The organism is Burkholderia ubonensis (genome assembly GCF_001718695.1).
Classification (GTDB): Bacteria; Pseudomonadota; Gammaproteobacteria; order Burkholderiales; family Burkholderiaceae; genus Burkholderia; species Burkholderia ubonensis_B.
Window position 1 is genome coordinate 1,913,355 of the sequence record NZ_CP013420.1, and the last position, 11,991, is coordinate 1,925,345.

At 67.7% G+C, this 11,991-nt stretch carries 11 protein-coding genes; 5 read left to right on the forward strand and 6 right to left on the reverse strand.

Going from position 1 to position 11,991, the window contains the following annotated elements; genetic code table 11:
- Positions 1-76: 76 nt before the first annotated feature.
- From WJ35_RS08745 to mpl, 6 genes are all read right to left on the reverse strand, one after another.
- Positions 77-1,693, reverse strand: coding sequence for a S10 family peptidase (locus WJ35_RS08745; RefSeq protein ID WP_060236303.1), 1,617 nt, complete (start codon positions 1,691-1,693; stop codon positions 77-79).
- Between the two features lie 443 nt (positions 1,694-2,136).
- Positions 2,137-2,877 (reverse strand): monofunctional biosynthetic peptidoglycan transglycosylase, encoded by a 741-nt coding sequence (gene mtgA, locus WJ35_RS08750; protein ID WP_045566698.1) that lies wholly within the window; start codon positions 2,875-2,877, stop codon positions 2,137-2,139.
- Positions 2,878-2,893: 16 nt separating this feature from the next.
- On the reverse strand, positions 2,894-3,757 hold the full coding sequence (gene aroE / locus WJ35_RS08755; RefSeq protein ID WP_059533536.1) for a shikimate dehydrogenase: 864 nt from the start codon (positions 3,755-3,757) through the stop codon (positions 2,894-2,896).
- Entirely contained in the window at positions 3,754-5,841 is a 2,088-nt protein-coding gene (locus tag WJ35_RS08760; RefSeq protein WP_060236305.1) for an RNB domain-containing ribonuclease, read from the reverse strand. The genes aroE and WJ35_RS08760 overlap by 4 nt, the downstream gene beginning before the upstream one ends.
- Before the next feature lie 83 nt (positions 5,842-5,924).
- Entirely contained in the window at positions 5,925-6,494 is a 570-nt protein-coding gene (locus WJ35_RS08765) for a YqiA/YcfP family alpha/beta fold hydrolase (RefSeq protein WP_059716747.1), read from the reverse strand.
- Positions 6,491-8,077, reverse strand: coding sequence for a UDP-N-acetylmuramate:L-alanyl-gamma-D-glutamyl-meso-diaminopimelate ligase (mpl, locus tag WJ35_RS08770; protein ID WP_420480889.1), 1,587 nt, complete (start codon positions 8,075-8,077; stop codon positions 6,491-6,493). The genes WJ35_RS08765 and mpl overlap by 4 nt, the downstream gene beginning before the upstream one ends.
- A 35-nt stretch (positions 8,078-8,112) precedes the next feature.
- Here mpl and WJ35_RS08775 point away from each other — a divergent pair, with 35 nt between their 5' ends.
- The 5 genes from WJ35_RS08775 (at position 8,113) to accC (ending at position 11,988) form a co-directional block, all read left to right on the forward strand.
- Entirely contained in the window at positions 8,113-8,757 is a 645-nt protein-coding gene (locus tag WJ35_RS08775) for a UDP-N-acetylmuramate--alanine ligase (RefSeq protein WP_069239050.1), read from the forward strand.
- A 7-nt stretch (positions 8,758-8,764) separates the two neighbouring features.
- Positions 8,765-9,346, forward strand: coding sequence for a TlpA family protein disulfide reductase (locus tag WJ35_RS08780; protein ID WP_069239051.1), 582 nt, complete (start codon positions 8,765-8,767; stop codon positions 9,344-9,346).
- Between the two features lie 194 nt (positions 9,347-9,540).
- Complete coding sequence (gene aroQ, locus WJ35_RS08785; protein WP_029226401.1) at positions 9,541-9,993, forward strand: type II 3-dehydroquinate dehydratase; 453 nt, start codon at positions 9,541-9,543, stop codon at positions 9,991-9,993.
- 65 nt (positions 9,994-10,058) lie between these two features.
- Complete coding sequence (accB, locus tag WJ35_RS08790) at positions 10,059-10,535, forward strand: acetyl-CoA carboxylase biotin carboxyl carrier protein (RefSeq protein WP_060236309.1); 477 nt, start codon at positions 10,059-10,061, stop codon at positions 10,533-10,535.
- Positions 10,536-10,620: 85 nt separating this feature from the next.
- Positions 10,621-11,988 carry an acetyl-CoA carboxylase biotin carboxylase subunit gene (gene accC, locus WJ35_RS08795; RefSeq protein ID WP_010091286.1) on the forward strand — a complete coding sequence of 456 codons (1,368 nt, stop codon included), beginning with the start codon at positions 10,621-10,623 and terminating at the stop codon, positions 11,986-11,988.
- Positions 11,989-11,991 lie beyond the last annotated feature (3 nt).

Consider the following 11,991-nt stretch of genomic DNA (forward strand, 5'->3'; position numbering starts at 1 on the left):
GGAATGAGGTCGTCGACGGCCGGCGGCCCGCGCCATGGCGCGCGCGCGCGCGCGCGCCGCCGGTCCGCGCATCGAATCAATGCGCGATCGCGTTGTAGAAGGTCACGAGATCGGCCTTCTCCTGCGGACGCGACGTATCGTCGAGATAGACCATGTGTCCACCCTGATAGTCCTTGATCGTCAGGTTCGGCTGCGACCCGAGCCGCGCGAGATCGAGCTCCGTCTGGTAGAACGGCGTCGCGATGTCGTGATACCCGTTCAGCGACAGCACCTTCAGCGCCGGATTCAGCGTCAGCGCCGCGGCGAGATCGGGGATCGTGTCGGGCATCGCGAGGCCGTCATGGCTCCAGTCCCACGTCTGGATCGCATTGCTGCTTACAGAATAGGCCGATTGCGCCGTGTACTTCAGCTCGTTCGGCAGATAGCGGCCGATCGTGTCGGTGAACGGCTTCGTGATGAACGTGCTCGACGGATCGCCTTCCGACGCGAGCGGACTCGACACCGGCACGTTCACGCGCGCGTCGTAGCGGCCGATCAGCGTGCCCGGGATCAGCGACAGCTGGTAGCTGTTGTCGTAGTAGGTCGGAATCACGTTGAAGTCGGCGCGCCACATCGGCGCCTTCGCGCCGGTCGAATTCGCCATCGTCGTGACGAGGCTGCCCGGCGGCGCGGCATGGCTCGCGAGGTAGGCGTTCACCGCCGGCACGTAGGAGCCCGCCGTCAGCAGGCGCATCTGGTCCGCGTACTGCGGCATGCTGGACGGGTTCGGATTGTCGAGCTGGTAGTACGCGCCGACCTCGCCGTAGCTCGGCACGTAGCCCGCGCAGCTCACCGGGCTCGCGCCGTTGTTCGAGTTGCCGACGTTGTTGCTCGCCATGTCGCAGTTGCTGTTGTAGTCGAGAATCGACGACTGCAGCACGATGCCCGTGAGATTCACGCCGGCGGTCTCGAGCAGGTTCGCGAGCACGTCGGTGCGCGGCGTTCCGTACGATTCGCCGAACAGGTATTTCGGCGAGCTGTTGCGCTGGTTCACGGCCAGGTAGCGGATCACGAAGTCGCGGAACGCGCCCGCGTCCTCGTCGACGCCCCAGAACGACTGGTTCGTGTTCGGCGCGATCGCTTCCGAGAAGCCGGTGCCGATCGCGTCGACGAACACGAGGTCGGAGGTGTCGAGCAGGCTTTCCGCGTTGTCGACGAACGGGAACGACGACGTGTTCGCGTTCGGGTCGCCGGTCTGGATGCGCCGCGGGCCGAACGAGCCGAGATGCAGCCACACCGATGCGGAACCCGGCCCGCCGTTATAGAAGAACGTGACCGGCCGCTGCGCCGCCGGCTGGTTGTCGGCCGTATACGCGACGTAGAAGAACGACGCCTCGGGCGCGCCCGTCTGCGGGTTGCGCGCGCTCAGGTGGCCGGTGGTGGCCGTGTAGCGGATCGTCTTGCCGTTCAGCGTGATCTGGTGATGCGTGACGGCGGCGCGTTCGAGCGCGGCCGACGCGGCGAGCGATGCGCCCGGGTCCGACGAATAGCGGTTGGGATCGTTGTAAGGCTTGTCCGCCCTGGAAGCGGCATCGGCTGAGCTGTCGGCGCTTGCGGAGCTGGAGGCCGACGTCACGTCGTCTCCATTGCACGCCGCCAGGATCAGCGAAGAGAGAACTGCACCCAATAACAACTTCGCTTTGCTCGCTGGCATCGTTGTTTTCCTTCTCTCGAATATTGTTGTGTCGAGCGGTCGGATAGGCCGCCCCCTGCCTCGAAGGCACGGCCGATAGGCCGAGGCGCTGGCCAATATACGTGAGCCGGTCCGCTTTGAAAAATTCGGAAATATTCGAAGGAAATTCGATGCGGCGCGGAGCTTTCAGAAATGATTCGAGTTCCGAAACGTTGCATTTCGCGCTGCTTTCAACCAGCTGCACGTTCATTCGAATCCGCTGACAACCGCCGGGTTTTTCGTTGTGCCTGCAACCAAACAGGGCCCGAACATGGGCATTGGTCAGCAAACTGAAATAGAGGAATTCGTCTAGACAATGCGTGCGCAATGCATGACGTCGCGCATGCATTGCGGCGCAAAAATGCGGCAGGAGCTGCTGAACGGCCGATGGGTCAGATCGGGCCAAACGCGCGCGCGCAGCGCGCTCACTCCGACTGCGGCAGCGCGGCCGCGCCCATGCGCCGGGCGATGACGGCCGCGCGCTGCGCCTGGTAGGCGGTGCCGCGATGCGCGTCGAAATAGCGCGGCTTCGGCAGCATCACCGCGAGCCGCGCGGATTGCCACGCGCCGAGCCGGCTGGCCGGAATCCGGTAGTAGTAGCGCGCGGCCGCCTCGGCGCCGTACACGCCCCGCCCCCATTCGACGGAATTCAGATAGATCTCGAAGATCCGCTCCTTGTCGAGCAGCGTCTCGAGCATCCACGTGATGACGAGCTCCTGTCCCTTGCGGATGTAGCTTTTCTCGCGCGACAGGAACAGGTTGCGCGCGAGCTGCTGCGTGATCGTCGAGCCACCGGCGACGATGCGGCCCCGCGCCTTGTTCTTCTCCCACGCCTGCAGGATCGCGTCGGCGTCGTAGCCGTTGTTGGTCGCGAAGGTTGCGTCCTCCGACGCGATGAGCGCACGCTTCAGGTTGCGCGAGATCTGGTCGTACGGCACCCATTGATGCTGGATCGACGCGGGTGGATTGTCGCGCGACAGCCACCACGCGTCGGTGCGCATGAACGCGGTCGAGCCCGGGTTCACGACAGACCAGATCGCGATCTGCGCGAAATAGTAGAGCTGCGTCGCGAGCCACGCGCTCGCGAACACCGAGCCCGCGTAGACGAGCCAGCGCGCCGGGCCGACCGCCCGCTCGCGCCGCTGCGCACCGCTGACCGCGACCACCTGCCGCCGCCCCCGCTCAGTGGGCGGCGAGCGCCTGGCGCAGCGCCGCGAGCACCGGCGCGCTGTCCGGCCGCACGCCGCGCCAGATGAAAAACGATTCAGCCGCCTGCTCGACGAGCATCCCGAGCCCGTCCGCCGCGCGCGCGCCGAGCGACGCCGCATGCTGCATGAACACGGTCGGCTGCGCGCCGTACATCATGTCGTACGCGAGCGTGTCCGGGCCGAACGCGGCCGGGCTGCATTCCGGCAGCGCGGCGTCGAGGCTGCCCGCGGTCGCGTTGACGATCACGTCATACGGTTCCGCGCGGACCGTGTCCGGGCCGCCGCCCGCGAGCGTGCAGCCCGCGTCGTGCGCTGCCTGCGTGAACTGGCCGACCAGCGCTTCCGCCTTGCTGGCCGTGCGGTTCACGATCGTGATCGACAGCGGCGCGCGCTCGAGCATCGGCAGCACGACGCCGCGCGCGGCGCCGCCCGCGCCGAGCAGCAGGATGCGCGCGCCGGCGAGGCGCACGCCGCGATTCGTCTCGATGTCGCGCACGAGGCCGACGCCGTCGGTGTTGTCGCCGAAGATGCCGTCGGCGTCGAAGCGCAGCGTGTTCACCGCGCCCGCGGCCGCCGCGCGCGGCGACAGCGTGTCGGCGAGCGCGTGCGCGTCCAGCTTGAACGGCACCGTCACGTTCGCGCCGCGTCCGCCTTCGGCGATGAACGCGCGCACGGCGGGCTCGAAGCCGTCGACCGGCGCGAGCCGGTGCGCGTAGACGACCGGCTCGCCGGTCTGCGCGGCGAACTGCGCGTGGATGAACGGCGACTTGCTGTGCGCCACCGGGTTGCCGAACACGACGTAGCGGTCGGGCCCGCGCGTCGACGCGGCCGGATTCATGATGCGCGCTCCTCCTCGTTGCCGTTGCTTTCGGCCGCGGCGCCATCGCCGTCCGCCGGGCCGGCATCCGCCTCGGCGAGCGCTTCGGCCTCGGCTTGCGCCGACGCGTCGCCCGCGTCGAGCAGCACGTCGTCGCCGTTCTCGCCGTCTTCCTCTTCGTCGGCCGCTTCGCCGCCCGCCGCGACCGGCGCGTCGAGCACGTTGAGCAGCCGCACCGACGCCTCGATCGTCAGCTCGTCGATCGACATCACGTCGAGCAGCACGCGGGTGCCGCGCGCATGCACGCCGAGCGCCGGCACGTGCAGCAGCAGCGGCACGTCCTCGAGACGCACGAGGTCACCCTTCACGACGCTCGCGACGACCTGCTTCTTGCCTTCCTGGACGAGCCAGCGCAGGCACCAGAAGTATTCCATCCGGCGCTGGTAGTCGGCGTACGCGGAATAGGTGTCGTCGAAGCCCTGCACGACCGCGTACAGGTCGGCGTCCTTCGGCTTGAACGGCGCGGCGAGCTTCGCGGTGACGCCATGCTGCACGCATGCGAGCAGCTGCCACTGGTTGACGAGGTCGACGTAGCGGCGCAGCGGCGACGTGCTCCATGCGTACTGCGGCACGCCGAGGCCTTCGTGCGGCGCGGCGCTCGTCTGCATGCGCGTGCGCTTCGGGCCCGGCGCGCCGAAGCCCCGCTGCGAGCGATAGATCCCCGGCACCGTGTGGTCGTGCAGGAACGCGCCCCACGTCGAGTTCGCGAGGATCGCGAGCTCCGACACGATCAGGTCGAGCGGCGAGCCGCGCCGGCGCGGCGTGATCGTCACGTGTTCGCCGTCGACGTAGAAGTTGTAGTCGGTGTTGCGCTGCACCTCGCGCTTCAGGCCGTAGCCCGCGCGCGCCAGCTGGCGCTTCTCGAACAGCGCCTGCGCGAGCGGCCACAGCACCGCGATGTCGTCCTTGTGCGGATAGTCGCCGCTGCCGTCAGCGAGCGTCTGTTCGGTGACGAGCTCGTCGAGCGTGTTGTGGCGCAGGTTGTTCTTGACGAACACGCGTTCCGCGCGCGTCTCGTTCGCGACGATCTCCTGCGTGTCGCGGTTCACGATGATGTACAGCGACAGCGCCGGGCGGTAGTCGCCCTCCTTCAGCGTAAACACGTCGACGACGTCGTCCGGCAGCATCGTGATCTTGTCGCCGGGCATGTAGACGGTCGACAGGCGCGTGCGCGCGATCGCGTCGACCGCATCGCCGCGCACGATGCCGAGCGCCGGCGCCGCGATATGGATGCCGATCCGCGCGCGGCCGTCGGCCAGGTGCTCGACCGAGAATGCGTCGTCGATTTCGGTCGTCGTGATGTCGTCGATCGAGAAGGCGTTGACGTCGGCGCGCGGCAGGTCGTCCGGCAGGCTGCCGACCGTCACCGGCGGGAAGCCCGTGCCGTGCGGGAAGAATTCGGCGAGGAAGCGCGCCTCGTGCAGCGCACGCGCCGACGCGATGCCGCCGCAGTCGAGCATCAGCCGCGCCGGCGACACGCCGCGTGCGCCGGCCGCCGCCTCGAGCGCCTTGTATTCGATCGCGTTCTTGTCCGGGCGCGTCAGCAGCCCGAGCACCTTGCCGTCGAACGCGGCGGGCAGCTTGCCGGCCTTCAGCTCTTCCTCGTACTGCGCCTGCACGAGCGCCTGCTGGCGCTTGCGCTCGAGCGACGCGAGCGCCATCTTCAGCTGCTCTTCCGGCGCGCGCTGGTACTGCCCGCGCCCCTTGCGGCGGAAGTAGACGGGCGAGCCGTGCAGGCGCAGCACCAGCGCCGCGCGCTCGACCGGGCCGTAGGTCTCGCCGAAGTATTCCGCGGCGAGCGCCGTGTACGCGAACTCCTCCGCCGGCGCGCATTCCCACAGGAAATCCAGGTCGATCTCCTGCGCGGCCGCGTCGGCCTGCTGCATCAGCTCGCTCGCGGCCGGCTTCTCGAATTCGATCAGCACGTCCTTCGCGCGCACCTTTGCGCGCCGCCCGCCGGGCAGCTCGACCTGAAACGCGTCGCCCTGGCGCGACAGCACGCTGCCCGCCTTGAAACTGCCCGATTCCTCGAAGAAAACGTTCACTCAGTACTCTCGTTCAGACTGCCGGACGCCGCCGTCGCACGACGGCGCCTCGTGATAATGGGATTCGATGGCCTGCGGCCGGCTTACGTCGTCTTCCCGTCGCAAAACGCGAGAACGTCGTCGACGTAGTCGGCAAATTCGCTGATCCCGTGATCGCTGCCGGCGATCACGCGGGTTTTCGCGCCGGGGTAATGGGCGAGCATCTCGCGATAGTCGAGCACTTCGTCGCCGGTCGCCGCGAACAGATAGTAGCGCTCGGGGCGCGTGATCGCCGCCACGCGCAATGCGTTCAGTTCGTCCAGATGATGCCGCTCGACGACGATCGTGCCGCCGCCGTGCCACAGCGGCTGCTCGCCGAGATACTGCTCCAGGTCGCGCTGCGGCTCGGTCGCGGGATTCAGCACCACCGCCTTCCAGCCGTGCCGCTCGGCGAGCCAGGTCGCGTAATAGCCGCCGAGCGAGCTGCCGATCACCGTCACGTCGCGCGCGCCGGCGACCTCCTCTTCCGCCGCCGCGATCGCCGCGAGCGGCGACATCGACAGCGACGGGCAGCGCCATTCGGCGGTGCGGCCCAGTTCGGCCATGCGCGCGGCGAGCAGCCGCGACTTCATCGATTCCGGCGACGAGCGAAAGCCGTGCAGATACAGGATCACGCGCGGCTCCCGGCGGTGTCGGCGGTGTCGAGCGCGTCGAGCAGCTTCTGGTGGACGCCGCCGAACCCGCCGTTGCTCATCACGAGCACGTGGTCGCCCGGGCGCGCCACCGCCACGACCGCCTTCACCAGTTGATGGAGGTCGTCGAACGCATGCGCTTTGCCGCCGAGCGGCGCGAGCGCTTCGCCGAGGTTCCAGCCGAGCGCGTCGCGGCCGGCCGGCGCGCCGTAGCCGAACACGAGGTCGGCATCGGCGAGGCTCGCCGGCAATTGCGACTTCATCACGCCGAGCTTCATCGTGTTCGAACGCGGCTCGAGCACCGCGAGGATGCGGGCATTTTGCTGGCCGATGCGCGCACGAAGGCCGGCGATCGTGGTTTCGATCGCGGTCGGATGGTGCGCGAAGTCGTCGTAGACGGTCACGCCGTTCACGCTGCCGCGCACTTCCATGCGCCGCTTCACGTTGCGGAACGACGCGAGCGAAGCTGCCGCCTGCGCCGGCGGCACGCCGACGTGGCGCGCGGCGGCGATCGCCGCGAGCGCGTTCATCCGGTTGTGCTCGCCCTGCACCTGCCACGCGACTTCGCCGAGCCGCTCGCCGCGCCAGTAGATGGCAAAGCGCTCGTCGACCGGCACGCCGTCCTCGGCCGCCAGCGCCTGCCAGCCGCCGTCGACGCCGAAGCGCTCGACCTCGCTCCAGCAGCCGCGCGCGAGCACCCGTTCGAGCGCGGCCTCGCGGCCATTCGAGACGAGCCGCCCGACGCCCGGCACGGTGCGCACGAGATGGTGGAATTGCGTCTCGATCGCGGCGAGATCCGGGAAGATGTCGGCGTGATCGAATTCAAGATTGTTCAGCACCGCGGTGCGCGGCCGGTAATGGACGAACTTCGAGCGCTTGTCGAAGAACGCGGTGTCGTATTCGTCCGCCTCGATCACGAAGAAGCTCGAATCGGTCAGCCGCGCCGATACGCCGAAGTTCAGCGGCACGCCGCCGATCAGGAAGCCCGGGTTCAGGCCCGCGTCCTCGAGCAGCCACGCGAGCATCGACGACGTGGTCGTCTTGCCGTGCGTGCCCGCGACCGCGAGCACCCACTTGCCGGCGAGCACGTGCTCGCCGAGCCACTGCGGGCCCGACACGTACGGCAGGCCGCGATCCAGGATCGCCTCCATCAGCGGGTTGCCGCGCGTCACGACGTTGCCGATCACGAACAGGTCCGGCTTCAGGTCGATCTGTTCGGCGCCGTAGCCCTCGATCAGCTGGATGCCCTGCGCCTCGAGCTGCGTGCTCATCGGCGGATAGACGCCCGCGTCGCAGCCGGTGACCGTATGCCCCGCCGCGCGCGCGAGTACGGCCAGACCGCCCATGAAGGTGCCGCAGATGCCAAGAATATGGATGTGCATAGATGAATGCTTTCGCGCCGCCGGGGGCGCCGTCGATTCGGAAAGTGGATGGGCGAGACACCGGACAGGCCGCGCGGCCGGCGCAGTTCGCCGGCCGCTATTGTAACTGACGGCCTGCGGCGGCCGGCGGCCCGTGCGAGGCCGGCCGCCGCGGCAGCCGGCGGCAAGCGGCCGCACCGCCATCGGCCGCGGCGTCGATCGAGTATGATTGCCGCATCATGTCTCGCAAACCCTTAGTCGACCCGCGGCGCGTCCGCGAGGAAATTGCCCAGGCCGCCGCGCGCCTGATCGCGGAGGACGGCCTGGACTACGCCGGCGCGAAGCGCAAGGCCGCGCGCCAGCTGCTCGGCGATGCGCGTGTTGCCGGCGAATGGCTGCCGGATAACGACCAGATCGAGGAGGAGCTCCACGAATACCTCGCGCTGTTCCAGAGCGACACGCAGCCGGACGAACTGCGCCACCTGCGCGAAGTTGCGCTCGACTGGATGCGCCGGCTCGCCGATTTCAATCCGTACGTGACGGGCGCGGTGCTGAACGGCACCGCGAACGCGCATTCGGACATTCACCTGCAGACGTTCACTGACAATCCGAAGGATGTCGCGATTTCGCTGCTGAACCAGAATGTCCAGTACGACGTGTCCGAAACCCGGCACTTCGCCGGCCGCGGCGACGTCGAGACGCTGAGCTTCCTGTGGCGCGGCCGGCGCGACGACGAGCCGGTCGGCATCCACGTCGCGCTGTATGCGAGCGACGACCTGCGCGGCGCGGTGAAGGCCGACGCGCGCGGGCGCGTCGCGCGGGCCGACGCCGCCGCGTTGCGCGCGCTGCTCGAAGCCGGCGACGCGCCTTCCGAACCGGAATGATTCCACGATGATGATGAAACGCATGTTGGCGGTGGCGCTCGTCGCGGCCGCGGCGATCGGCGGCGGCCTCGCCGCCGGCCACTGGTTCCGGGGCGGCAGCGCCGACGACGGTGTGGCGGCCGCCACATCGGCCACATCGGACTCATCGGCCGCGCCGGCTCCGTCCGGCAGCCCGGTCGAGCAGCTGTGGGCCGCCGCGCTGACCGACGCCGACGGCAAGCCGGCGACGCTCGCGTCGTTCAAGGGCCAGAAGGTCGTCGTCAATTTCTGGGCGTCGTGGTGCGGCCCGTGCGTCCAGGAAATGCCGGAGCTCGTCGCGCTGTCGCATGAATACCGGCAGAAAGGCATCCGTTTCATCGGGATCGGCGTCGATTCCGGGCAGAACGTGAAGAATTTCCTGCAGAAGGTGAAGGTCGACTACCCGGTGTTCGTCAGCGGCTATGCCGGCGCCGATCTGGCCCGTAATTTCGGGAACACGGCCGGCGCCCTGCCGTTTACGGTCGTCATCGACGAACATGGCAAAATCCGCGAGACGAAATTAGGACAAATCCAACCCGCGGAGCTGAAAAAGACCCTCGACACGTTGTGACATGCGCGAATGGGCGCCCGCACGTTCGCGGTGTTTTGCAGGTCGATCGCCGCAGTTTCACCGGAATTCGCGAATACTTCGCTTAGCTCCCGGTAATTCTTGCAGGCCCGGCGCCGTTGGCCGTTCGGCGAAACTGGACAAATTTCTCTAAATAGCGCTAAAGTTCGCGCAATTCCGCAGAAATAGAAGCGACCATGACACGATTGCTGGTGCTGCACGGCCCCAACCTGAACCTTCTCGGCACCCGGGAACCGGAGGTGTACGGCCGCGTCACGCTCGCGCAGATCGATCAGGCGCTTGCCGCGCGGGCGCAGGAAGCGGGCGTCGAGCTCACGTCGTTCCAGAGCAACCACGAAGGCGCGCTCGTCGACCGCATCCAGGCCGCGCGGGATGAACAAACCGATTTCATTCTGATCAATCCGGCCGCGTATACGCATACGAGCGTCGCGATCCGGGACGCGCTCGCCGGCGTGGGCATCCCGTTCGTCGAGATTCACCTGTCGAACGTGCACCGCCGCGAAGCGTTCCGGCACCACTCCTACTTTTCCGACCAGGCCGAAGGCGTCATCTGCGGGCTCGGCTGGAAAGGTTACCTGTACGCGCTCGAATACGCGCTCGACAAGCTGCAAGGCGCGTCGCGCGGCTGATTTCACGATCTGGATTCAGCGCCGGCTCGAACCGGCGCTTTCACGCATTGAAAGGGGAATTCCCGATGGATCTTCGTAAGCTGAAAACTCTGATCGACCTCGTCTCCGAATCCGGCATCTCCGAGCTGGAAGTGACGGAAGGCGAAGGCAAGGTGCGCATCGTCAAGAACGCGCCGCCGGTCTACGTGCAGCCGACGGGCGGGTATGCCCCGCAAATCAGCGCGCCCGCGCAGACGGTCGCGCTGCCGGCCGAGAGCGCCGCTGCCGCGCCGGCCGCAGGCGCCGCCGCCGCGCCCGCCGCGCCGCAGGGCCACGTCGTGACGTCGCCGATGGTCGGCACGTTCTACCGCGCGCCGTCGCCGGGCGCCGACCCGTTCGCCCAGGTCGGCGACACGGTCAAGGAAGGCCAGACGCTCTGCATCATCGAAGCGATGAAGCTCCTCAACGAGATCGAGTCCGACAAGGCCGGCGTGATCAAGGAAATCCTCGTCGAGAACGGCCAGGCCGTCGAATACGGCCAGCCGCTTTTCGTGATCGGCTAAAGTCCGCCGCGCGGCCGCTGCGCCGCGCGCCGCCGATGCTCTCCAGGCGCCATTCGCGCGCCCCTCGAAGAGACGAATACTCGCTATGTTTGAAAAAATCCTCATTGCCAACCGCGGCGAAATCGCGCTGCGCATTCAGCGCGCGTGCCGCGAGCTGGGCGTCAAGACGGTGGTCGTCTACTCGGAAGCCGACAAGGAGGCCAAGTACGTGCGCCTCGCGGACGAAGCGGTCTGCATCGGCCCGGCCCCGTCGAACCTGAGCTACCTGAACATGCCGGCGCTGATCAGCGCCGCGGAAGTCACCGACGCCGAGGCGATCCACCCCGGCTACGGCTTCCTGTCGGAAAACGCCGATTTCGCGGAACGCGTCGAGCAATCGGGCTTCACGTTCATCGGCCCGCGTCCGGAGACGATCCGCCTGATGGGCGACAAGGTCACCGCGAAGCAGACCATGATCAAGACCGGCGTGCCGTGCGTGCCGGGTTCGGAAGGCGCGTTGCCGGACGATCCGAAGGAGATCGTGAAGATTGCCCGCGCGATCGGCTATCCGGTCATCATCAAGGCGGCGGGCGGCGGCGGCGGCCGCGGGATGCGCGTCGTGCACACCGAGGCGGCGCTCGTCAACGCGGTGAACATGACCCGCGAGGAAGCCGGCCGCGCGTTCGGCAATCCGCAGGTCTACATGGAGAAGTTCCTCGAGAACCCGCGCCACATCGAGATCCAGGTGCTGTCCGACGCGCACAAGAACGCGCTGTGGCTCGGCGAGCGCGACTGCTCGATGCAGCGCCGCCACCAGAAGGTGATCGAGGAAGCGCCGGCGCCCGGCATCCCGCGCCGCCTGATCGACCGGATCGGCGACCGCTGCGCGGACGCGTGCAAGAAGATGGGCTACCTCGGCGCGGGCACGTTCGAGTTCCTGTACGAGAACGGCGAGTTCTACTTCATCGAGATGAACACGCGCGTGCAGGTCGAGCACCCGGTGTCGGAACTGATCACGGGCGTCGACATCGTGCAGGAACAGATCCGCATCGCGGCCGGCGAGAAGCTCGCGCTGCGCCAGCGCGACATCCAGTTCCGCGGACATGCGATCGAATGCCGGATCAATGCCGAAGATCCGTTCAAGTTCACGCCGTCGCCGGGCCGGATCACGTCGTGGCACACGCCGGGCGGCCCGGGCGTGCGCGTCGACTCGCACGCCTACAATGGCTATTTCGTGCCGCCGAACTATGATTCGATGATCGGCAAGCTGATCACCTACGGCGCGACCCGCGAGCAGGCGATCAGCCGGATGCGCATCGCGCTGTCGGAAATGGTGGTCGAAGGCATCCAGACCAACATCCCGCTGCACCGCGAGCTGATGATCGACTCGAAGTTCGTCGAAGGCGGCACCAGCATCCACTACCTCGAAAACCGGCTCGCGCAGAAGCAGCAGGTCGCACCGGAAGAAGCGTAACGC

Excerpts from the sequence above, each read along its gene's own strand:
- WJ35_RS08745 (WP_060236303.1), bottom strand. The coding sequence starts at position 1,693 with ATGCCAGCGAGCAAAGCGAAGTTGTTATTGGGTGCAGTTCTCTCTTCG.
- aroE (WP_059533536.1), bottom strand. The coding sequence starts at position 3,757 with ATGAATCCGGCCGCGTCGACGCGCGGGCCCGACCGCTACGTCGTGTTC.
- mpl (WP_420480889.1), bottom strand. The coding sequence starts at position 8,077 with ATGGCGGTGCGGCCGCTTGCCGCCGGCTGCCGCGGCGGCCGGCCTCGC.
- WJ35_RS08775 (WP_069239050.1), top strand. The coding sequence starts at position 8,113 with ATGTCTCGCAAACCCTTAGTCGACCCGCGGCGCGTCCGCGAGGAAATT.
- WJ35_RS08780 (WP_069239051.1), top strand. The coding sequence starts at position 8,765 with ATGATGATGAAACGCATGTTGGCGGTGGCGCTCGTCGCGGCCGCGGCG.
- aroQ (WP_029226401.1), top strand. The coding sequence starts at position 9,541 with ATGACACGATTGCTGGTGCTGCACGGCCCCAACCTGAACCTTCTCGGC.
- accB (WP_060236309.1), top strand. The coding sequence starts at position 10,059 with ATGGATCTTCGTAAGCTGAAAACTCTGATCGACCTCGTCTCCGAATCC.
- accC (WP_010091286.1), top strand. The coding sequence starts at position 10,621 with ATGTTTGAAAAAATCCTCATTGCCAACCGCGGCGAAATCGCGCTGCGC.